Consider the following 21,155-nt stretch of genomic DNA (forward strand, 5'->3'; position numbering starts at 1 on the left):
AGCGTCAAGTATGAAGGCGACGTCGGGAACGAACTCGGTTCTGGCGTCGTCGACGGCGCCGATAAGGCAGCGCAGCCTGCGATGACAAGAGGAGCTTAGTTCTCGGCCTGTCCTTTGCCGCGCGGTAGTGAGAACTGGATCAGCGCGCGCACGGGCGCGAGGCCCCGGCTGATGACGGCGCACGGCGTGACCTGCAGCCCCAACTCCTCAAGGCGCGCCTTTGCGGCGAGCAGCTCGCCGCCGTTGCTCACGATGTCCTCGAGAAGCAAGACGTGCTCCCCGCGATGGTACGGGCCCTCGACGTACTCGCCAGGAAAGGCGCCGTACCCCTTGGGCTTCTTGCGCACGACGATCATCGGAAGCCCGGAGAGCTGCGATACCGCCGTCGCGACGATCGCCCCGCCGAGCTCGGTTCCACCGACGAGATCGGGATTCGTCTCGGCGATGAGCGGCGTGAAGAGGCGAGCGATGCGCCGCAACACCTGCGGATCGCTGAAGAGCTGAAACTTGTCGATGTAGTAGTCGCTTCGCACGCCCCCCGCAAGAACGTAGTCGCCGCGCGTCAGCGCGCGGTCGAAGATGACCTTACGAAGCCAGACGAGCTCGGGGAGCGGACCCACGGGCTGATTGGGCGATCCTAAATGCTCCATTGCCATGCGTTCCAGGCTTCCTCCACCGGATTGGGGTCGAAGCCTTTGAAGTCGTCGCTGATCGGCTGCTGAAAGCGATACCAGTAGACGAAGATCTCCGGCACGTCGTCGTGAAGCAGCTGTTGCGTGCGCGCGTACGCCGCCTTGCGCGTCGCGTGATCGAAGTGCGTGAGCGCGTCGTTCTCGGCCGCGTCCATTGCGGCGCTGCAATACCGTGAGTAGTTGTATCCTCCGGGCGGAACGTTCTTGCACATGTACTGCGAGCTGTCATCGGGGTCGATGCCGGAGAACCATCCGGCGAGGCTGAGGTCGAAGTGTCCGAGCTGAAGGATCCCGCCCTCGCCTGCCGGAGCGAAGAGCACGTCGCCGGGAAAGTCCTTGACCTGCACTTCGATCCCGGCCTGGCGAAGCTGCGCCTGCACGATCACCGACTCTTTGCTTCGCGTGACGTTCGAGGGGTTCGTTACCTCGACGAGCACGAGCGGCTGCCCATTCTTGCGCATGATGCCGTCGGGCCCCGGCGCCCACCCCGCCGCCTCGAGCAGAGCGCGCGCGCGCGCGAGGTCATGCGGATACGACCGGACGTTGGGATCGAATGCCCACATCCAGTCGGGGAGGTCCTCTGTAGCCTCCTTTTGCTGGCCGTACGTGAGCGTACGAATCAACTCTCCCTTGTCGAGCGCATACGCAATCGCTTGCCGGACGCGCACATCGCGCAGGTACGGCCGCGCGTCGTTGAGCTGGATGTCCTCGTATCCGTTGATGTTCATCCACACGATGTGCGTATCCGGGATTTGACTCGTCTGCGGATAGGTCTCGATGGAGGCCTGATAGATCCAGTCGATCGCGTGCGTGCGCAGCATGTTCACCGACGTGTTCTCGTCGGGAACGATCTTCAGCTCGACGCGCTGCAATCCGGGCCGCCCCATGAAGAACCGGTCGTTGCGAAGCAGCGTGATATGGTCGCCGTGCGACCATTCGCCGAAGCGAAACGGGCCGTCGCTCACGGTCGGCTCGCTGTTGAACGGAACCTGGTTGATGTTGGGATACTTGTCCAGCACGTGAGCCGGTGCAATCGGGTACGGCTGATCGCTCTCAGCAAAGAACGTATTGACGAACGGCGAGAACTTCTCTTTGAGATGCACCACGACCGTGTAGGGGTCGGGCGTGTCGATCGTGCGGATCTCGTCGTAGCCGTGCCGCGAAACGACGTTGTTGTTCGGGTTCATGATCGCTTGCCACGACCACTTGACGTCGCGCGCCGTGACCGGCACGCCGTCGGTCCAGTAGGCATCCCGGCGCAGGTGGTAAGTGATCGCGAGGCCGTCGCGGCTGACGCCGCCGTTCTCTAGCGTCGGTACCTGGGCGGCGAGCATCGGAACCGGGTTGCCGCGAGCGTCGGCCGAGACGAGCGGCTCGAACATCAATCGCGCGACGAAGACGTCGGTCGTGTTCGAAGCGAGCAAAGGATTGAGATTCTTCAAGTCCCCTTGGATGGCGATGCGTAAGTCGCCCGGCACCGTCCATGCGTGCCGGCCGCCCTGGACGTTTCCAATGCTGCGGGTGCAACTCGCGAGAAGGAGACTCAGCGCGACGAAGGCGACCGCGCGTCTCATACCGCCGCCTTTCCGCCGACGCGGTTTCCGGGAATCGGATCGTAGCGCTCGTGACGCCAACGGAACGTTCCCAAGCCTTGCGTCCCCGTGCGCAACTCGGTGATGTACCGCGGCATCTCGACCTGCGGAACGTCGGCTTCGATCTCGTCGAATCCCGAGCGCGCCGAGGGCGTCATGCCGAGAATCTGCCCGCGCTTGCCGGTCAGCTGCTGAATGACCGTCGACGTGTATGGCGTCGGCACGATCACCGTAACGCGAACGATCGGCTCGAGCACGACAGGCCGGCACTTCGGCAGCGCCTCCCGGACGCCCATGCCTGCTGCCGTCTTGAACGACTGCTCGCTCGAGTCGACGTCGTGGTACTGTCCGTCGAACAACGTCACGTGCAGATCGCTGACGGGATAACCGCCAGGCCCACGTGCGAGCGCTTCGCGCACGCCCTTTTCGACCGCGGGAATGAACTGGCGCGGCACGACCCCTCCCACGATCTTCTCCTCGAACGTCACGCCCGAGCCGCGTTCCCGCGGCTCGAAGCGCAGCCATACGTCGCCGAACTGGCCGTGCCCACCCGTTTGATGCTTGTACCGCGAGTGGATCTCGGTCGATGCCGTGATCGTCTCTTGATACGGGATCGACGGGGGCGCCACCTCGACCTCGACCTTGTACTTGCGCGCAAGCCGCTCGACAGCGATGTTCACATGCTGTTCCCCAGAGCCTTGAAGCAACAACTCGTTGGTGACGTCGGCTCGCCCGAGCGAGAGCGACGGGTCCTCGTCCACGATGCGGGCGAGCATCTGCGAGATCTTTGCCTCGTCGATTCTCTCCCTCGGCCTGATCGCAACGGCGAAGACGGGCGCACCGTGCGTGATCCGCGGCAGAAGAACCTTGTGGCCGTTCGCGGTGATCGTGTCACCGGTGGCGACGGATTCAAGACGCGCGATGGCGACGATCGCGCCCGGCCCGGCATCGCCCATGGGCTCTTGTTTCTTGCCTTGTAAGCGGTAAAGGCCGCCGGAACGCACGCGCTCGCCGCCTTTGCTGATATCGGTGAGGGTCGCGTCGGACGTCACGGTTCCGGCGAGCACGCGCACGACGGATATCTTGCCCGATTGCGGGTGGATCGACGTCTTGAGGACGCGTGCGACGAATGGTGCCGACGGATCCGGCGGAAGCGGGCGTCCCTCGGCGTCGATATGCGGCCGATCCGCCGGTGAGGGAAACCAGCGTTCCATCGCGCGCACGAGCGCGCCGACGCCGGCGCCCGTCGCGCCTGCAGCGACGAGGACCGGAATGATCTGATCGTGCGAGCACTCGTTGCACAAGTCGCGCTCGACCTCGTCGAGCGGAGGTTCCTTTCCTTCGAGCAGCTCTTCCATGAGGGTATCGTCGAAATCGGCCATAGCCTCGAGGAGTGCGGTACGCGCCTGCCCGACCTGCTGCTGCACGCCCTGCGGAATCTCCACCTCGCGCTCTGCGCCGTCAGCCGATGCATACGCCTTCATCTCCGCGAGATCGACGAAACCGGTGAAGGACTCCGCTGCGCCGATCGGCCATTGCTCCGCGATCACGTGGCGGCCGTACGCGTCCTGCAGTGCGGCGAGCGTGCCCGCGAAGTTCGCGCCCGGCCGGTCCATCTTGTCGACGACGAAGAGGTGCGGGAGCCGCAGCTGCTCGACGGCGTCGACGAGCATGCGGGTCTGCACGACGCGTGAGGGGTCCGCCTCGACCACAATGACGGCGGCATCGACGCCGGTGAGCGCCATGCGCGTCTCTTCGAAAAAATCGATGAAGCCCGGCGTATCGACGATGGTGAGGTCGATGCCGTCTGCCGCACAGTGTGCGAAGCCGACCGTCGTACTCTGCGCGTGAGCGACGTCTTCGGGCTCGAAATCGGTGACGGTCGTACCGTCGGAAATGGAACCGCGGCGCCCAATGGCGCCGCAGTGTGCGAGGATCGCTTCGACGAGCGTAGTCTTGCCCGCGTGGTGAGGACCGACGAATGCAACGTTACGCAGGCGTGAGATCTCCGCCATCGATGGCTCCCCCTTCGAGCGTGGTGTCAGCGGCGGCGCTTGGCCGCCTTCTTGTTCGTCTTCTTCTTCGCGAGCTTCTTCGGCTTCGCCGTGCGTTTCGCGGCCACTTTCCGTTTCGGCGTCTTTCTCGCCGTCGCGGCGCGCGAGGCCCTGGCGACGGTTTTCGTCTTCTTTATCGGAACGCGCTTCTTGACAACGGCCTTCGCAACGGCCTTCTTGGCGGGCTTCTTCGCGACGCTTTTCTTTGCCACGGGCTTCTTGCCCGGCTTGGAGGCCTTTACCGCGCGTGCCTTCGACGACGAGGCCGCCGATTCAACGCTCCGGCGAGCGCTGCTTCCCTTAGGGGAGGCCGTTCTGGCGGACAGCGGCACTTTGCGCTTCGGGCCGGCGGTGCGAGCGGCGCGAGCGCCGCCGAGGCGAAGGGCGCGAGCGCTCTCCGTCTCTTCCGGGAGGCCCAGCTCGGCTCGGCCGAACCCCGTGATGCTGCTTCCCGGCGCATGCGGCCGCTCGGGGCGCCGCTGTCGTGCCTTCTCGATGTGCTCCCGCGTGGCGCGAAGCGCGACGCGCGCGAGCCGTCCGTTCACGGGGAAGACCAGCTCGTTGATGCCGCAGTCATCGAGCAGCTTGAGCACTGCTTCGAACGCTCCCCCCTGGTCCTTGGGGCTGTGCGCGTCGGAGCCGATCGCGACCGGAACGCCCTTCGCCTTCGCCTTGCGCAACAACCGACGGTACGCGTCGAGATAACGCCGCTTCTGATCCTCGGGATGGTCGCGATAGAGGAAGCGCGTGTTGAACTCGATCGCCATGCCGCGGGCGAGGCATGCCGCCAACACGCGATTTTCGTACTCCTCGAGCTTCTTGGCCTCCGGCCATTGTCCGAAGATCGCCGGCGCATAGATGTGCCCGGCGATCTGGCCGGGCAGCTTTTCGATCTCGTCCACGAGCTTCGTGACGTACATCTCCCACGTTCGTTCTTTGCCGACGGCCTCGAAGTACTCGGCGAACTCCGGATTGTCGAAGGGCCAAGGCCAGTCGGAGCCCTTCTCGGGGTGATCGATCGTGAGAAAATGGACGGAGCGCACGAGGCCGTCGGGCCGCATGGCATCCACGATGTTTTGCGCGTCGGGCCTCGAGCGAGGATCGGTGTCGATCTCGACCCCGATGGAGAAGCGCATGCCGCGGCGCAGACCTTCGGAGACGACCTGCGCGTGGCCGACCTCGACGCCCGCCGTCTCGGCACAGCCGTAGATATCTCCCGCTTCGGCGAGCTTGAGCGCGCGGCGCACCGTATTGACCGCGCCGGGGTCTTCGAAGGTGAGGAAGTTGACGTGATCGCTCACCATCAGGAAGCGCGGCCAGCCGCGGCGGCAGGCTTGATAGAACCAAAGGAAGAGCATCCGCGCCGAATACGCGATGGGACGCTCCTCGGCAAACAATGGCCGATGTTCCCCCTTCGCGTGGCCGTGGACGTCCGGGATTGCGCGTATCCGTGGGTCGCTCATCTGACTCCGGCGGATTTTTGGCTAACGCGCGCGCCGATACCCTTCGAGTTCCAAAAGACGTTGCTTCATCTCGAGCCCATAGTAGTAGTCGTGCAGCGCCCCCGAGGAGTCGACGACGCGGTGGCAGGGGAAGAAGAGCGGAAGGGGATTGCGTGCCATCACCCGTCCTACGGCCCGCGCCGCTTTGGGCTTGCCGATCTGCGTCGCGACCCAGCCGTACGAGCGCACCTCCCCGGGAGGGATGCTCGCTGCGGCGCGAAGCGCGGCCTGCTCGAACGGCGTGAGATCGCCGATGTCGACGACGCGCTCGTCGACGCGCCACGTCCGAAAGAATCGGTCGAGCGTATCGTGGAGCCACGCCGGAGCCTGTCCGCGCAAGACTGGGCGGCGCAAGCGCTGCTCGACGCGCTGCTGCACTGCCTCGAAGCCTCCGCCGGTGTCGAATCCGAGGTACGCGATGCGCGGTCCCCTGAAACCGACGTAGAGCCGCCCGACGGGCGTGCGAGCCGAGGTCAGCATCAGCGGCTCGCTGCGCATGCGCTGGCGTAATGACGTAATGTGCCCGAGAACTCTTCGGGCGAGGTCGCACGACGGCTCGGGAACGGGGAGGCATGCAAGGCAGTAGGCGACGCCTTCGCACTCCTCGTAGAGTCGCTGGCATTGTGGGCAGGCGTGAAGGTGCGTCGTCACCTCGGCCTTCAGCGTGCGCGTGCAGGTGCCTCGGGTCTCGTCCCACATCGCTTCGAGGTCACGACATCGCATGGGTTGGTGCTCCTTGCGGGGTAAAGCGGCCGACCTGCGGCCCGAGAATGCGCCGCAGAATCCGCACGGCTCGGTGCACGTGCGACTTCACGGTGCCGATGGGTTGGTGCAGAATTTCGGCGATCTCCGGGTGACTGCGCCCCTCGATGAATCGCAGCGTCGCCGCCGCACGAAGGTGCATGGGAAGTTGGAGCAGCGCGCGTTCGACGAGGGCGACATCCGCGTTCTGCTCCACGATGGTCTCCGGTCGCTGCGGCCGGCGCTCCTCGGTGTTGCGCAGCAGGGCGTCGGGATCAGCGAGCGCGTCGAGAGCGACGCTCGCCGGTCGCTTGCTGCGAAGACGATTGCGCGTGACGTTCAGCGTAATCGTGTAGAGCCAGGGCTGAAGGCGAAGCTCGTGTCGCTGCTCGGCAGGCATCTTGCCGAGCGCGCGATAGGCGCGCACGAACGCATCCTGGACGATCTCTTCGGCGTCCTCGCGATTACCGGTCATGCGCAGTGCGAAGCCGTAGAGCCTACGCTGATAGTCGTCGACGATCTGGTCGAAGCTCTCGACGCTCGCGACGCTCTTGCTTTCCCGCTTGGCTGAAGGGCGTGCGGGGCGAACCGCAGTTGACAAGAAGGCTCCTTGAAGGAGCGGTGCGAGAGCACTCATCCCTAGCTCGAACCGCCCGCTCCTATGGCCGAGTTTCACTCGCCAGTCCGGAGGTTCCCGCGGCCTCACGGGGAAGCTCCTCCCATGACGCAACACCGGATGCCGCCGGAGGTCGTCCCATCGCCCGAACTGCAGCCGCAGTCGGGCGTTTTTGTTGGAGAGATCTCCTTCGACGCGTACACCATGTGCAGTTTCTTGCCCGACCTCGATTCGGCACGGGCGATACCGCTCGTGCTTATCGGCTATCGCGCGCACGAGGACCCTTGGTTCGTTTGGCTGGTTCCGCAGGAAGGGCTGCGCCCGGAGGGGCTGACGAGCGACCCGTACTATTCGCGCGTTTTACGCGATCCGCGAGCGTACTTTCGAAAGAAACTCGCCAAGTACGTCGACGAGACGGGGTCGGTGAGGCGAGGGATTGAGATGCTCGTGGACTGCCATCAGAATCACTTGGCCTTCACGCCGCTGACGGAGCTCGGCGAGACGCCATTCTTGCATCCTTTGGAGCTCCAGCTTCTCGCCGCGTTCTGACCGGGCTGCCGGACGGTCGCTCTACACTATTTTTATGGAGCGGCTGTAGACGATGCGTACCGGCACCGCGAAGAGGTGGGTGCCGGTCAGCATGCCGTCGATCGTCAGACGGGCGTCGAGAGCGAGCAGCATGGATTGGACGGTGTCGTAGTACGCGGTCCCGTCGAGGTGGATGCGCCCCTTGATTCTCGCATTTTGCTCCGGCAGGGGGCCGTTCACGAAGCCGTCCGCGCGAAACTCGACTCCGACGACGCGCCGGCCACCGAGGATTCCGTTCACCCCCGGGCGCAAGGTCCCGCGCAAGTCGCCGCCGCCCACCGGGGACGCGGCCGCAAACGGCACGGGAGCGCGGAGCTCGCGCAGATCGCGAACCGTCGCTACGTCGAGGCGGACGGCAAACGGCTGGTTCAATATCGTCAGAAAATCGGGGTCCTCGTCCGTGCGATCCTCGAAACTCCCATCGGGAAGTTCGTCCTGCACGAACCGCGCGTGCTCGACCGTGCTCCCGGCGGCATCCGTGCGCGTGCAATCGGCCTGCGCCGTGAACTGCGTCACGCCGCGGGCGCGAGCGACTGCCAGCACCTGCATCCCGCTATAGGCGATGTGCGTCGTCGCTGCCGTGCCGACGCGGTAGAGGTCGTCGCCGGCGATCCTGTAGCGCAGAGTGGAGCCTGACGGATGTGCAATCAGGGCGGCAAATGCCCCGGCTGCAAGGACGGCTCGGCTCGACATGGTATCATCATACACGAAATGCTGCAGCCGGCGCGCTACCAAAGCGTCCTTTTGTGTGTAGCCGCGTTCGGTTGCATCGCCGCCACGTCTGCGTCCGACGTCGCGACGCTCTCGGCCATCTACTCCCATGCCGCCGATTCCGCGTACAGCCGCCATGCGATACTCGAGCGCGATGGAACGACGTATATCTCGAGCGGCGACATCAACATGGAGTGGCTGCGCGATTCGAGCGCGGTGCTCGTTGCCTACGTCCCGGACGCGGCGACGAAGCCCGCAGTCCGCTCGATGATCAAGGGTGCCATCGCCCGCCAGGCTCGCTACATCCTCATCGATCCCTATGCCAATGCCTTTACCGAAGACTATCGCGTCGCGGAGCGCAAGTTCGAAGTCGATTCCTTGCTCTATCCCGTCCAGCTCGCGTACCGGTACTGGCGTGAGGATCACGACGGATCGATCTTCACGCCGCAACTGGGCCGGGCGTTCGCGCTCGTCTTGCGCGTGCTGCGAACGGAGCAGCACCACGCGACCCGCTCGCACTATCGCAACGGCTCGCTCGTGGGGGGCGACGACGGCATGCCCTTCTCCTATACCGGCATGATTTGGACCGGATTCCGCCCCTCTGACGACGCCGCTCAGTACCCCTACAACATTCCGCAGAACATGTTTGCCGTCGTCGAACTCCAGCAGTTGAGCTCGATCGAGCGCAGTTGTTATCACAACGAGCGTCTCGCCGAGGAGGCCTGGGGTCTCAGCGTGCAGGTGCACGACGCCATCGAGCGCTCCGGCGTGGTCTTCGTCCCGCATTACGGGCGCATCTACGCGTACGAAGTCGACGGCTTGGGCCACGCCAATCTCATGGACGACGCCAACGTGCCGTCGCTGCTCTCGGCTCCGTACATCGGCTACCTCGACGTGCGCGATCCAATCTATCAAGCGACGCGACGCTTCGTGCTCTCCCCCTCCGACCCGTACTTCTACTCCGGAAAGGATGCGCAAGGCATCGGAAGCGCGCACACGCCGCGCGGATACGTATGGCCCCTCGCGCTCATCGTCGAGGCCATGACGAGCATCGATCCGGTCGAAAAGGCGCGGGTGCTGGGGTATCTCGCCGCTTCAGATACGGGCAATCACGTGCTGCACGAGTCGTTCGATCCGAACGACCCCAAGCATTACACGCGTGCGGACTTCGCCTGGCCGAACGCGCTCTTCACCGAGCTGGGAGACCCCGGACCCGCGACCGGACGCGCCTCCAATCGTTGACGAAGAACCGCACGTCGGCGGTCCCCCCGCACACCACGACCGCATCGGGGTCGGCAAACGTCCGGCCGTCGATGGAGAGCGTGAAGTCGCCGGCATAGAGGCCTTCCAGCGTCCGTACCACGCTACGCGAGAACTTGTCGGCCGGAGCGAGATCGCCGATCGCTTCACGCACGGCGAGCGCCAGCAGCTCGCGCACGCGCAGCGGCGTAGCGAGCGCGAAGACCGCCGCTCCGCTCTGCGCAACGGCTTGCAGATCGAGCGGAATCCTCACGCGGATCACGCTTCGTGATTTTGCGTTACCCGAGGAGCTGCCTGCCGCGATAGCGTAGAAAACGACGGAGATGCGCTACACGCCGCGCCGCCGCCGCGGCGACGAGGAGCGGCACGAAGGCGGAGGGCTACCCGTCATTCCGCTCGTGATTATCGTCGTCTTCGCGGGCCTGCTGCTCGGCGGTCTTCTCGCGCATTTTTTCGGGAGTCGCGGCTCTGGAGCGCAGGAGGCGATGAGCCCGTCACTCGTCACGCCGGTTCCGAGGCCGAGCGCAATGCCGAGTCTAACGCCTCTGCCGCGTCATCGTACACCTCGACCCACGCCGCGGGCGCATTCTTCGCCGGCGCCACTCGTATCGCTGACCCCTCGACCGACAGCTAAGCCTGCGCCAACACCCGAAGCGATGCCGACCGTAATGCCGCACGCGGTGCCGACGGCGCGGCTGACGCCGGCGCATCTCGCGCCGCGGCCTCCGACGCCGGCGCCCGCAACGACACTGCCGGCGGTGGTCACTGCGAGCCCCGCGCCGCCCCCGCGCACGCCGCCGCCACGCCCGCTGACGGTGCGAACGCAAGCGCCGCGGACGCAGCCTCCGCAGCGCGTCCAACAAGCCAGAGGCATGGAGACGAACGACCCGGCGGCCGTCGTCCGGGCGTATCTCTACGCGCTTGCGCGCGGAAACACGTCGCAAGCGGCGTCGTATCTCGCCTCAGGTGCACCCGACGAGCCCTTCATGCGCGGCGCGCGCGTGGCCGACGTTGAATCGATGTCGAACGGCGACGGCACCTATCTCGTCACGGCGGACGTGCGAGCGCGCGGTGGGAGCTACCGCGTGACCTGCACCGTTGCGGCATTACCGCAGGGAATGGTCATCACCGACCATTTCTACGTCAAGCCTCACTGACGGTCGGGGTTACTCTTCGTCGGGCCACGAGGCGAGGGAGCCGATAGCGGCACTCTTGAGCACGCGCAAGCCGAGCATCGCGCACTTCATGCGCGTCGGGCTGATGCCGATGCCGACGTTCTCCAGGACGGCTTCCTTCGTGAGCTTCGCGACCTCTTCCAGCGACTTGCCGATCACGGATTCGGTCAACATCGAGGCCGAGGCTTGGCTGATCGCGCAGCCCTTCCCGGAGAAGCGCACGTTGCGAACGGTACCGCCCGCGTCGACGAGCAGGTCCATGCGGATGCGATCACCGCAGAGCGGATTGAGATCCTCGGCGGTTGCCGTCGGCGCCTCGAGGCGACCGAAGTTCCGCGGATTGCGATAGTGATCGAGGATGTAGTCGCGGTAGAAGTCGTCCACGTCGTTCGTTAAACCTTAGACCTTGAAGATGCGCGCCGCCTTCTCGAGGCCCGCGGCGAGTGCGTCGACGTCGTCTTGCGTCGTATACAGGTAAAAGGACGCTCGAGCGGTTGCGTCCCAGCCCATCCGGTGCATGAGGGGCATGGTGCAATGGTGCCCGGCGCGGATGCAGACGCCGTCGGTGTCCAGGATCGATGCGACGTCGTGCGCGTGCACGTCGGCAAGATTGAAGGAGATGACGCCGCCCGTGCGCTCCGGGTCTTTGGGGCCGTAGACGGCAAGGCCGTGCGGCTCGAGCTCCGCAAGGCGCTCCAATGCGTAGCGCGTGATCTGCTTCTCGTGCTCGCGCACCCAGTCGAGCCCGACGTTGGTGAGATACTCGATGGCCGTGCCGAAGGCGATCGCGTCGGCGATGTTGCTCGTTCCCGCTTCGAACTTCCAGGGGGGATCGGCGAACGTCGCGCGCTCGTACTCAACCGTTCGAATCATGTCGCCGCCGGAGAGAAACGGCGGCATGGATTCGAGCAGCTCGCGGCGCCCGTAGAGCCCTCCGATCCCCGTGGGTCCGAGCATTTTGTGGGCGCTGAACGCGTAAAAGTCACAGCCGAGCGCGGCGACGTCGACGGGCAGATGCGGCGCTGCCTGAGCGCCGTCGACGACGATGAGCGCTCCGGCAGCGCGGGCCCGCGGAACGATCTGCTCGAGCGGTGAGATCGTGCCAAGCGTGTTGCCCACGTGCGCGATCGACAGCACTTTGGATCCGTCGAGCAGCCGGTCGAGATCGTCCAGGACCAGCAGTCCGCGGTCGTCGACCGGAATGAAGCGCAGCACCGCCCCGGTGCGGCGCGCGAGGAGCTGCCAGGGAACGAGATTCGAGTGGTGCTCCATCTCCGTGAGCAGTATCGCGTCGCCGGCGCGAAGGTTGGCGTCGCCCCAGGCGTAGGCGACGAGGTTGATCGCTTCGGTGGTGTTTCTCGTCCACACGAGCTCCGTGGGAGCACAGTTGACGAAGCGTGCGACGCTCGCACGAGCCGCTTCGAAGCGCTCCGTCGCGAGCGCGGCGATCTCGTACACGCCGCGGTGGATGTTGGCGTTGTATTCCCGGTAATACGTGTCGAGCGTTTCGATCACGCAGTTCGGCTTCTGAGAAGTCGCTGCGGAATCGAGATAGACGAGCCGTTTACCGCGTACGGTCGGGCGATCGAAGATCGGAAAGTCGGCCCGAATTCCGAGCGCCGTTGGGCGCGGTCGCGTTCCGCGTTCGGGAAGATGGAGCGTGCTCACGCGATCTTTGCCGCGAGCAGACCGCGCAGCTCGTCGCGCAGCTGCTCCGGAAACCGCTCGAGCGCGGGCTCGAAGAAACCGAGCGTCACCATGCGTTCCGCCGCGTCGCGCTCGATGCCGCGCGTCATCATGTAGAAGAGCATCTCTGCGTCGAGCGCTCCGACCGTCGCTCCGTGGTAGGCTTTTACGTCGTTAGCCGCGATCTCGAGAGCAGGCACCGAATCGATGTGCGCGCTCGGCGACAAGAGCAGTGCGTCGTCGCGCAGCGACGCATCACTCTTCTGCGCTCGCGCCGCGATGCGGATGTTCCCGACGTACCGTCCTTGACCGCGGTCCGTCGCAGCGGACTTCACGGTCGTCAGCGAGGTGGCACCGCCGACGCGGTGGTCGACGGTCGAACGCAGGTCGACGTGTTGGCTTCCACGCGGAAAGAAGATGCTTGCGATCTGCGCTTGCGCTCCCATCGCCAGGAGCTCGACGCCGATCTCTTCGACGACGAGCGCCGCGCCGAGATCGGCCGTTGCGCACGAAAAGGCGGAGTCTCTGCCCGGCAAAGCACCAATCGTCAGAAAGAGGCGCGCGTCCTGCGGCAGATCCTGGAGGGTCGCCACGCGAAGGTCGCTTCCGTCCTCCGTCACGACTTCGACGATGCCGCAAACGAACGCCCCGCCATCGCCTTCGATGCGCTGCACGATCGTCGCTCGAGCGCCGCGACGGACGTGGACGCAGGTGTAGGGAAAGAGCGGCGCGGTACCGGCGCGATAGGTGATGACGATCGGCCGTTCGACGTCCGCGTCCGGCGGAATGGTGACGAAGGCGTACCGGTTCGCGAAGGCAGATGCAAGTGCGCCGAACTTCGACGCCCCCGACGCCGTCATTCCGAGGGTTTGCGGCCGTTCGCCGACGCGCACCCGCGGGTCGTCACAGACGACCGTGACCTCGCCGCACGCCGGGTCGAACGCGAGATCGTCGATCGAAACGGCGTCGAGATCGATGCGCCAGTAGCGCCCAGGACGTTCGCGTCCGGAGTGCGTATGCCCGAAGCGCTGCAATGCCGCCGAGCGCACCTCCACCGGGAACACGTCGTCGGCAAAGCGTGCGAGGAGCTCGGCCGGCGGAGCGGCCGTGCGTTCAAGCAACGGCGCCGGTCTCCGCGCGAATGGCGTCGTAGCCGCCGCGCTCGATGTAATTGGCCAGCTCCGCGTCGCCCGTCTTGACGATGCGGCCGTCGAGCATCACGTGGACGACGTCGGGCTTCACGTAGCGGAGGATACGCGGGTAATGCGTGATGACGAGCAAGCCCGTCGGGTCGCTCTTGCCGCGCAGCGACGCAATCGATTCGCCGATGTGCTTGAGCGCGTCGACGTCGAGGCCGGAGTCGGTTTCGTCGAGAACGGCGTATCGCGGCGCGAGCACCGCCATCTGCAGCATCTCCAGCCGCTTTTTCTCACCGCCCGAGAAACCGTCGTTCAAGTATCGTCCGAGGAAGGACGCATCCATGCCGAGTGCCTCCATCTGCTCCATGAGAAGCGCCCGAAACTTTGCCGGCGTGAGATCGCCGGGACGAACGGCTTGCCGAGCGGCGTAGAGGAAGTTTGCAACCTTCACTCCCGGGATGGCAGCGGGATATTGGAACGAGAGAAAGAGCCCGGCTTTCGCGCGCTTGTCCGGCGAGAGTGCGAGCAGATCCTCGCCGTCGAGCGTTACGCTCCCGCTCGTAATCCGGTAATGGGGATGCCCGGAAAGAGCGAGCGCGAGCGTCGTTTTGCCGCTGCCGTTGGGGCCCATCAGGGCATGGACGCGGCCCGGCTCGACGGTGAGATCGATGCCTTTGAGAATTTCATTACCCTCGACCTCAGCGCGCAGTCCGACGACAGACAGACCCTGCTCTTCCCTCATTGAGGTATCGTAGCGAAGGCCCGTTGAGAAAGTCAAGGATAAACTTTACTATCTGCCTTCTCCATGCTAGGATACGGCCAAATGCAGGGCGAGCGCTTCTTCAAGACCACGCGCGGGAGGATCGTCGCCGAGCTGCGCCGTCGGGGCTCGGCGTCGGCCGCGGATCTCGCCCGCATCTTCGATCTGTCGCCCAACGCCATACGCCAGCAGGTGGTCGTTCTCGAGCGAGACGGGCTCGTGCTCGAACGGCCGGTACGGCGCGGCCCGACCAAGCCGACGCTGGAGTTCTCGCTGACGAGCGAGGCGGACGCGCTTTTCCCGCAACGGTACGACCGGCTGCTCTCGACGGTCCTTCGAGAGGTACGCCGTCAATACGGCGACTCCGCAGTCGGTAAGATCTTCGACTCGATCTCCGAGCGCGCCGTCGCGCGCGCGAAGCGTACCGTGACCGCCGCGGGCGCCGAAGATCGCGTCTCTCAGCTCGCCGATCTCCTGCGGCACGACGGCGTGGTGGCTGAGTACAGCCTTATCGATGGCGGTTTCGCGCTCCACGAGCACAACTGCCCGTACTCGGCTGTTGCCAAAGAGCACCCCGAGATGTGTCACGTCGTTCATCAGATGATCGACGAGACGATCGGCGGTAAGATGGAACAGACCGAGTCGCTCGCAACCGGGGGCAGGGAGTGCCGGTTCGAGATAAAAGCGCAGGTTGGAGGATAAACGTGGATTTCGCAAAGTTTCAGCGTCTGGTCGAAGAGCGCCCGGGATTTCGTACGATGGAGAATCCAACGGCGAGCGGCGAGTACTTCAGCGACTCATGCGGCGATATGTACAACATTTTTCTCAAGGTCGGCGCCGGCGCCGTCGTCGAGGACATCACGTACTTCACGACCGGCTGTGGCTTCGGTACTGCGACCTGCAGCTTGGTCACGGAAATTGCGCGCGGCAAGACGCTGGAAGAGGCTGAAGCGATCGGCGAGCAAGAGATCGTGGACGCGCTCGGCGGCTATCCCGAGAAGAAGCGCGATTATCCCGGCCGCGCGCTCGAAGCGCTCAAACTCGCAATTGCCGATTATCGCGCCAAAGTCGCGCGCGGCGACGTTCCCGATTACGCCGCTATGCCCGCATCGCCGCGCGTCGAGCCTGCAGCGCCTGCCGCTGCGGCGAGCGCGAGCGACGGGAAGTTCCTGATCAACCTGCGCGCGTAAGCGGGAAAGCCGCTCGCTTCTCGTACCGGGTCTTTCCGTTGCGGGGCACCGAGTCGAAAACCGTCAACGCGTCGACGGCGACCTCAAATGGGTCGATCTCGAGCATCGGAAGCGTCGTTTTCACGCGCCCGGGAACTCGCGCCAAGGTTACGTGCGGAACCGCGTCATTCTCGCTGCCGTAGCCTAACGCCGCGCAGACCTCGCGCACCTGCGCCGAGAGCACGCGATACGCGTTATCGGCGCCCCGAGACCCGACGAAGATCACGCGCGGCTTGCGCTCGTGTGGAAAGGCTCCAATGCGATCGAAGGCGAGTAAAAAAGGTGCGTGACGTTGCGCAACGCCCCGCGTTGCCGCCACGATATCGCAGAGGCGTCCGGAATATACGCTGCCGAGAAAGACGAGCGTCATGTGATAGTTCTCAGGATCGACGAACCGTGCGTTCACGCCGCAACCCTCGAGCCTCGTAGCGACGGACGCGCAGGCGATACGCGTCTGGTCGTCGATCGTGATGCCGATAAATAGCCTCACGTGAGGTAGGGATTATCGCGGCGCTCGATGCCGATCGACGTCATCGGCCCATGCCCCGGAACGACGCGCGTCGCATCGTCGAAGGGCAGGAGCTTGGTTACGATCGACGCGACGATGTCTTCCATCGAGGTTCCGCCGAGATCCCATCGCCCGATCGATCCGGCGAAGAGGGTATCGCCCGTGAAGAGCGTCGCTCTGTCGCGAGTTACGAAGGAGACGCTGCCGGGCGTGTGACCCGGCGTGTGCAGTACGCGCAACGCAATCTCACCCGAGCCGATCTCGTCCCCATCGGCAAAGCCGCCGTCGAGCGGCACCACCGCAGGGGCCCGCGCGTACCCGATGAGCCCCGCCTGCCAAGGCAGCGTTTCGTACAGCGGCAGATCCGCCGGGTGAAGCAACGCACGCGCGCCCGTCGCGTCGCGGAGACGGCCGACGTCTCCGATGTGGTCGATGTGCGCGTGCGTGTACACGAGAAACGTCGCGCGAAAGCCGCGCGTGCGCAGGCGCTCTACGACGTCGTCCACGCCGTCGCCGCCGTCGACGACGATCGCATCACGCGTCCGTTCGTCAGCGAGAATCGTGCAGTTGCAGGCGAGTGGTCCGAGCGCGAACGTCTCGCGAATCACCGCACGCGCGCGCCGATTCCCGTGCCGTCGCCGAGGGGCAAGATGGTTGCCGCGAGATCGGGATGCGCGAGGAAATACCGGTTGAAGTCGCGCAGCGCGCGCGTCTCGGAGGTGTCGTCCGCGCGTTCCGGCTGCGCGACCCGGCCGCTCCACAAGCAGTTGTCGACGATCACGAGCCCCGATCGCTTCAGGCGCGGAATCGCGAGATCCAGATATGCTCGGTATTCGGTCTTGTCGGCGTCGATGAAGACGATGTCGAGATTGCGATGCGGAAAGGTTTCGAGAACCTCGAGCGCGTTCTGATTGAGCACGACGATCGACTCCGCCTCCCCTGCGCGCTCGAAATAGGAGCGCGCGACGTCGGTACGCGCCACGTCGACATCGATCGTCCAAATGGTCCCCACGGGCGGCTGCGCGAGTGCCATCCAGAGCGTCGAGTAGCCGTAGGCGGTGCCGATCTCCAGAATGCGGTTGGCCTGCATCGCGTGGACCAGCGTTGCCAAAAACCGTCCGGTCTCGCGCGACACGATCGGGATGCCGTCCTTTCGGCCGTGGCGTTCCAGCTCCAAGAGGAGGGGATCGGGCGGCGGATGCGCTGCTTCGAGATACGCGGTGACGTCGTTCATGACTGCGTCATTCGCTCGGCGGCGAGGACTACATTGCGCAAGAGCGCCACATTCGTGACGGGACCCACGCCCCCGGGCACCGGGGTGATCGCGCCGGCCACTCGAGCCACGCTGGCAAAATCTACGTCGCCGACGAGCTTGCCGTGCAGGAGCGTCGTGCCGACGTCGATCACTGTCGCTCCCGGCGCGATATCCTCGGCGCGCAGCAGTCCCGGCACGCCCGTTGCCGTGACCACGACGTCTGCCATGCGAACGTAGGGTTGGAGGCTGCGCGATGCTTTGTGCAGCACGGTGACGGTAGCGTCTTCGAGGAGCATGAGCAGTGCGACTGGCGCGCCCACGACGACGGAGCGCCCGATCATGACGGCCGCGTATCCGCGCAGCGGCCAATGGGGGCTGCGCTGCAGCAAGAGCATCACGGCGGCGGGCGTAGCCGGAACGAAGAGCGCGCACTTTCCGAAGGCGAGATTTCCCTGGTTCGAGGGGTTCGCTCCGTCGACGTCCTTGTTCCGCGGAATGGCATCGGCGATCGCGCGGATCGATAGAGGCTCCGGAAGCGGCTGCTGGAGCATGACGCCGTGCACCGAGGCGTCCACGTCGAGTGCCGCGAGCCGTTCGCGAACGTCCCCCGTCTGCGCGGACGAGGGCAGACGCTCGGCCCGGACCTCGATGCCGAGCCGCACGCCGGTTCGCTCGAGCGTGTGCACGTATGCGGCACTCGCCTCGTCCTCTCCCACGAGGACTACTGCGAGCTTGGGATGAGTTCCGCGCTCCCGCAGCGCAAGAATACGCGAGAGAAGTTCGGCGCGCAGTTCGGCAGCTACGGCCTTGCCGTCGAGTATGCGAGCGGGCACGCCGTCGCCTTCGTCCGCAAAAGGAGTTACCCCTGGACTCTTCCGCCGTGCGCAGGTCGGCGCCATGGATCCTCGCAGCGATCGCGGCAATCGTCGCGACGCTCGTACTCGTACCGCTCTTTCGCGGAGGGTCGCGCGTCGCGGGTCCGGCAGGGCTTGCCGGTCAGCGCGCTCCGCTGATCGTGCTGCGCGACGACGAAGGACGCCCCGCATCGCTCGCACGGTATCGCTCCAAAGTCGTGCTCATGAACCTTTGGGCGACGTGGTGTCCGCCCTGCCGCGAGGAGCTGCCGGATCTGCAGCGCCTGTACGCAGCCGACGCGAGCCGGGGACTCGTCGTGATCGGCGTCGATCAAGGCGAATCGGCGCAGCGCGCTCGCGCGTTCGCGCAATCGCTCGGCCTGCACTTTCCGATCTGGATCGACGCCCAACAAGATTTCGGACGAGCCTACGACGCACTCGGATTTCCTACGACGGTCATCATCGACTCGACCGGTACGATCGTGCGCGGGTACGACGGTGCGTTGACCTTCGACCAAATGCGCGCTGCGGTCGCGCCGCTGCTCGCAAGGCTGCACTCCTGAGCGTGAGAGACGTCGCTACGCTGGTCGTCGCCGTCGCGGCCGCCGTGCTCCTGCAACTCCTGCTTCCGAATCGCGCGATCTGGCACCAAGGATGGTACAGCGTCGCGCTCGTCGCGCTCGTCGCGTTGCTCGCGGTTCGTGCGCGGCATGCCGCCGTAAAGGCGGCGGGGCGTGCGCGAGCGGCCGTCGTGCTCCTCGCGTTCGGCGGAGGAGCGATCGCGTTTAGCGGAGTTGCGAGCGGACTCTTGGCGCCGGACCGGCAGCAGATCGTCGGAGCGCCGGGCTCGGACATTTTCGTTCCCGATCTCGGCGGCTCGCTTCGCTTCGCCGCCTTGCACGGTCGAGAGCCGCCGGCGCTCGTCCTCCCCGGACGCGCGCCGTTGCCGATCGCGTCCCAGCGGTACATCGGTGCGTTTCTCGTGAAGCAGATGATGCGCACCGTGGTTGCAGTCGAAGCGCGCGACGCGGCGGACGCGCACCTCACGATCACGCAGCCGACGGGGTCGGCGTTCTCGTCGCCCGTCTTGCTGATGCAGCAGACGCAGCGGATCTCGGGGCTCGATCTTCCCTTCGATGCCTTCTCCGTTCCGGCCGCACATCGCATCGTCAAGGTCGTGCTCTTCAGCGCGCAGCAAGTCGCGCTGATGAGCGGCATCTCGGGATCCCCGCGCCCGGTCGTGCTCTTTGCCGTAGACGACGAGACCGATCGACCGCTTCCACACGCGATATTCCTGGCGAACGACCGCCAGCAGGTGGCCGTCGGCGGACTACGCTTGCGCGCGACGATCGTGCGGTATCCGGCGGTCGAGCTTACGGCGATCCCATCGCTCCCGGGTCTGACGGTTGGATTCGGCGCTCTTGCGCTGGGCCTCGGGTTGTCGCTCTCGCAGCGCGGCGCTAAAACTCCGTCACGCTCGAAAAGTTGAAGCCTTCTATTCGCGCAGCTGGCGTGACGACGCCGTAGCCGTAGCCGCCCGTACGATACTGCTCTCGCGAGAACTCGCACGCGCGCAGCGCTTCTAGGATGCTCTGATTGAATCGCAGGTTGCGAACCCCGTGCGCGACGCGCCCTTTGTCGATGAGAAACGTTCCGTCGCGCGTCATCCCGGTGACGATCGCTCGCTTCTGATCGACGGGCCGAATGTACCAAAAGCGCGTGACGAGCAGGCCGCGCTCGGTTCGTGCGACGAGCTCGTCGAACGAGGCGCTTCCGGGCCCGACGACGAGGTGGAGCGGCTGCGGGCCGTACGCGTTGGGAGCCGGCAAGGCGTGGCCGGTGTTCTCGCGCCCAAGTTTGTGCGCGTAGTAGCTGTCGGTGACTACCGAGCGCACGACCCCGCGCTCCACGAGGGCGAGCCGCTGCGTCGGATACCCTTCGAAATCGAACGGCATGCCTGGAGCGAGCGGATGCGACCAATCGTCGTACAGGGACACGTTCTCGCCGAAGTACGAACGGTCGAGCCCTGCGCTGCAAAACGAAGAGCCTTCGTCGAAACTCTGCGCCGAGAAGTGTCCCGAGAGGTAGGCGAGCATCTCCCCGAAGGCCGCCGGCTCGAGCACGACGGTCCACTTTCCGGGTTCGACGCTTTGAGGCGCCCTCGCGCGCCGCGCTTTCTCAACCGCACGCGTAGCCACGGCGACGGCATCGATCGCGTCGACGTCGGTCGCGTGTGACTCCGCCCATCCGCTCGCGTCGGGTGCGATCATCTTGACGTTGGCGCCCGCCTCGGTTCCGTCAAAGGACGAAAGCGCGCCATTCGAGTTTGCAACCGTGATACCGGTGGAGGCCGTGGAGATGTAGCCGGCGCACCAGCATCCCGAGTCCTCCGCTGCCGCGAAGAGCGGATCGCAGAGCTGCGCGCGGCGCTGTGGTGGCGCCGTTGCCGTCGCACGCACGTACGCGCCGGCAGGCGCAGCCGCGGGTTTACCCGCGGGAAGCGACGGCTGCAGAGGATCCTTCGGAGCAAGCCGCGCCATCGCCGTGGCGCGGTCGACGAGCTGCTGCAGCGAGAGCGCGTCAAACGCATTTGCGCTCGCAACGCCGGTGCGCCCGTCCACGATCGCGCGAACGGAGAGCTCGACGCCCTCGGCCGCAACGTTCTGGTTTGAAACCTCGTGCGTGAAGCGCGTCACCGCGCTGTCGCTCGCCGCGACGAGAGCCTCGGTCTCGTCGGCGGTCGAGCGTTCGAGGATCTCGCGCGCTAGCCGCTCGCGATCCAGGCCATTCATC

At 65.5% G+C, this 21,155-nt stretch carries 24 protein-coding genes; 7 read left to right on the forward strand and 17 right to left on the reverse strand.

Going from position 1 to position 21,155, the window contains the following annotated elements; all coding sequences use genetic code 11:
- Positions 1-95: 95 nt before the first annotated feature.
- The 6 genes from VMV82_03720 to VMV82_03745 all read right to left on the reverse strand — a co-directional run bounded on the left by VMV82_03720 (position 96) and on the right by VMV82_03745 (position 7,218).
- Positions 96-656 carry a phosphoribosyltransferase family protein gene (locus VMV82_03720; GenBank protein HUY40656.1) on the reverse strand — a complete coding sequence of 187 codons (561 nt, stop codon included), beginning with the start codon at positions 654-656 and terminating at the stop codon, positions 96-98.
- Complete coding sequence (locus tag VMV82_03725) at positions 638-2,266, reverse strand: peptide ABC transporter substrate-binding protein (GenBank protein ID HUY40657.1); 1,629 nt, start codon at positions 2,264-2,266, stop codon at positions 638-640. Before VMV82_03725 ends, VMV82_03720 begins: the two co-directional genes overlap by 19 nt.
- The gene (locus VMV82_03730; GenBank protein ID HUY40658.1) at positions 2,263-4,299 is read right to left on the reverse strand and encodes an elongation factor G; all 2,037 of its coding nucleotides are present in this window, start codon (positions 4,297-4,299) and stop codon (positions 2,263-2,265) included. The genes VMV82_03725 and VMV82_03730 overlap by 4 nt, the downstream gene beginning before the upstream one ends.
- 26 nt (positions 4,300-4,325) lie before the next feature.
- A complete protein-coding gene (locus tag VMV82_03735) occupies positions 4,326-5,735 on the reverse strand; it encodes a hypothetical protein (protein ID HUY40659.1) in 1,410 nt (469 codons plus the stop codon).
- A gap of 87 nt (positions 5,736-5,822) precedes the next feature.
- Positions 5,823-6,539 (reverse strand): MGMT family protein, encoded by a 717-nt coding sequence (locus VMV82_03740; protein ID HUY40660.1) that lies wholly within the window; start codon positions 6,537-6,539, stop codon positions 5,823-5,825.
- A 10-nt stretch (positions 6,540-6,549) separates the two neighbouring features.
- Positions 6,550-7,218, reverse strand: a complete 669-nt coding sequence (locus tag VMV82_03745) for a sigma-70 family RNA polymerase sigma factor (GenBank protein HUY40661.1) — start codon at positions 7,216-7,218, stop codon at positions 6,550-6,552.
- Positions 7,219-7,302: 84 nt separating this feature from the next.
- Here VMV82_03745 and VMV82_03750 point away from each other — a divergent pair, with 84 nt between their 5' ends.
- Positions 7,303-7,746 carry a hypothetical protein gene (locus tag VMV82_03750; protein HUY40662.1) on the forward strand — a complete coding sequence of 148 codons (444 nt, stop codon included), beginning with the start codon at positions 7,303-7,305 and terminating at the stop codon, positions 7,744-7,746.
- 21 nt (positions 7,747-7,767) lie between these two features.
- Here VMV82_03750 and VMV82_03755 read toward each other — a convergent pair whose 3' ends face one another.
- Positions 7,768-8,478 carry a hypothetical protein gene (locus VMV82_03755; GenBank protein HUY40663.1) on the reverse strand — a complete coding sequence of 237 codons (711 nt, stop codon included), beginning with the start codon at positions 8,476-8,478 and terminating at the stop codon, positions 7,768-7,770.
- 18 nt (positions 8,479-8,496) lie between these two features.
- Between VMV82_03755 and VMV82_03760 the strand changes: the two genes are divergently transcribed.
- On the forward strand, positions 8,497-9,738 hold the full coding sequence (locus VMV82_03760; GenBank protein ID HUY40664.1) for a glycoside hydrolase family 125 protein: 1,242 nt from the start codon (positions 8,497-8,499) through the stop codon (positions 9,736-9,738).
- Here the strand turns inward: VMV82_03760 and VMV82_03765 are convergent.
- Positions 9,686-10,018, reverse strand: coding sequence for a hypothetical protein (locus VMV82_03765; protein HUY40665.1), 333 nt, complete (start codon positions 10,016-10,018; stop codon positions 9,686-9,688). The genes VMV82_03760 and VMV82_03765 overlap by 53 nt on opposite strands.
- A 406-nt stretch (positions 10,019-10,424) precedes the next feature.
- On the opposite strand from VMV82_03765, the gene VMV82_03770 reads away from it, so the two are divergent.
- Positions 10,425-10,913, forward strand: a complete 489-nt coding sequence (locus VMV82_03770) for a hypothetical protein (GenBank protein HUY40666.1) — start codon at positions 10,425-10,427, stop codon at positions 10,911-10,913.
- A 9-nt stretch (positions 10,914-10,922) separates the two neighbouring features.
- On the opposite strand, the gene VMV82_03775 is transcribed toward VMV82_03770, so the two are convergent.
- Genes VMV82_03775 through sufC form a run of 4 tightly spaced genes read right to left on the reverse strand, consistent with a single transcriptional unit; the run spans position 10,923 to position 14,498 of the window.
- Positions 10,923-11,315, reverse strand: coding sequence for an SUF system NifU family Fe-S cluster assembly protein (locus VMV82_03775; protein HUY40667.1), 393 nt, complete (start codon positions 11,313-11,315; stop codon positions 10,923-10,925).
- Positions 11,316-11,330: 15 nt separating this feature from the next.
- A complete protein-coding gene (locus VMV82_03780; protein ID HUY40668.1) occupies positions 11,331-12,599 on the reverse strand; it encodes a cysteine desulfurase in 1,269 nt (422 codons plus the stop codon).
- Positions 12,596-13,738, reverse strand: a complete 1,143-nt coding sequence (gene sufD, locus VMV82_03785) for a Fe-S cluster assembly protein SufD (protein HUY40669.1) — start codon at positions 13,736-13,738, stop codon at positions 12,596-12,598. Before sufD ends, VMV82_03780 begins: the two co-directional genes overlap by 4 nt.
- Positions 13,731-14,498 (reverse strand): Fe-S cluster assembly ATPase SufC, encoded by a 768-nt coding sequence (gene sufC, locus VMV82_03790; GenBank protein HUY40670.1) that lies wholly within the window; start codon positions 14,496-14,498, stop codon positions 13,731-13,733. The genes sufD and sufC overlap by 8 nt, the downstream gene beginning before the upstream one ends.
- Positions 14,499-14,561: 63 nt before the next feature.
- On the opposite strand from sufC, the gene VMV82_03795 reads away from it, so the two are divergent.
- Both VMV82_03795 and VMV82_03800 read left to right on the forward strand, forming a co-directional pair.
- Positions 14,562-15,218: a helix-turn-helix domain-containing protein gene (locus tag VMV82_03795; GenBank protein ID HUY40671.1), complete on the forward strand. Its 657-nt coding sequence runs from the start codon at positions 14,562-14,564 to the stop codon at positions 15,216-15,218.
- 2 nt (positions 15,219-15,220) lie between these two features.
- Positions 15,221-15,706: an iron-sulfur cluster assembly scaffold protein gene (locus tag VMV82_03800; protein HUY40672.1), complete on the forward strand. Its 486-nt coding sequence runs from the start codon at positions 15,221-15,223 to the stop codon at positions 15,704-15,706.
- Here the strand turns inward: VMV82_03800 and thpR are convergent.
- From thpR to VMV82_03820, 4 genes are read right to left on the reverse strand one after another with little or no spacing between them, the layout of a single operon-like run.
- On the reverse strand, positions 15,690-16,235 hold the full coding sequence (gene thpR, locus VMV82_03805) for an RNA 2',3'-cyclic phosphodiesterase (protein HUY40673.1): 546 nt from the start codon (positions 16,233-16,235) through the stop codon (positions 15,690-15,692). The two genes, VMV82_03800 and thpR, sit on opposite strands and share 17 nt — an antisense overlap.
- Positions 16,232-16,861 carry an MBL fold metallo-hydrolase gene (locus VMV82_03810; GenBank protein HUY40674.1) on the reverse strand — a complete coding sequence of 210 codons (630 nt, stop codon included), beginning with the start codon at positions 16,859-16,861 and terminating at the stop codon, positions 16,232-16,234. Before VMV82_03810 ends, thpR begins: the two co-directional genes overlap by 4 nt.
- Positions 16,858-17,487 (reverse strand): O-methyltransferase, encoded by a 630-nt coding sequence (locus VMV82_03815; GenBank protein HUY40675.1) that lies wholly within the window; start codon positions 17,485-17,487, stop codon positions 16,858-16,860. Before VMV82_03815 ends, VMV82_03810 begins: the two co-directional genes overlap by 4 nt.
- The gene (locus tag VMV82_03820; protein ID HUY40676.1) at positions 17,484-18,341 is read right to left on the reverse strand and encodes a bifunctional 5,10-methylenetetrahydrofolate dehydrogenase/5,10-methenyltetrahydrofolate cyclohydrolase; all 858 of its coding nucleotides are present in this window, start codon (positions 18,339-18,341) and stop codon (positions 17,484-17,486) included. The genes VMV82_03815 and VMV82_03820 overlap by 4 nt, the downstream gene beginning before the upstream one ends.
- A gap of 47 nt (positions 18,342-18,388) precedes the next feature.
- Here VMV82_03820 and VMV82_03825 point away from each other — a divergent pair, with 47 nt between their 5' ends.
- On the forward strand, positions 18,389-18,925 hold the full coding sequence (locus VMV82_03825; protein HUY40677.1) for a TlpA disulfide reductase family protein: 537 nt from the start codon (positions 18,389-18,391) through the stop codon (positions 18,923-18,925).
- A 2-nt stretch (positions 18,926-18,927) separates the two neighbouring features.
- The gene (locus VMV82_03830) at positions 18,928-19,851 is read left to right on the forward strand and encodes a hypothetical protein (GenBank protein ID HUY40678.1); all 924 of its coding nucleotides are present in this window, start codon (positions 18,928-18,930) and stop codon (positions 19,849-19,851) included.
- Here VMV82_03830 and VMV82_03835 read toward each other — a convergent pair.
- The gene (locus tag VMV82_03835) at positions 19,823-21,154 is read right to left on the reverse strand and encodes a TldD/PmbA family protein (GenBank protein HUY40679.1); all 1,332 of its coding nucleotides are present in this window, start codon (positions 21,152-21,154) and stop codon (positions 19,823-19,825) included. The two genes, VMV82_03830 and VMV82_03835, sit on opposite strands and share 29 nt — an antisense overlap.
- Between the last annotated feature and the right edge of the window lies 1 nt (position 21,155).

This window comes from Candidatus Dormiibacterota bacterium (assembly GCA_035532035.1).
Classification (GTDB): Bacteria; Vulcanimicrobiota; Vulcanimicrobiia; order Vulcanimicrobiales; family Vulcanimicrobiaceae; genus Tyrphobacter.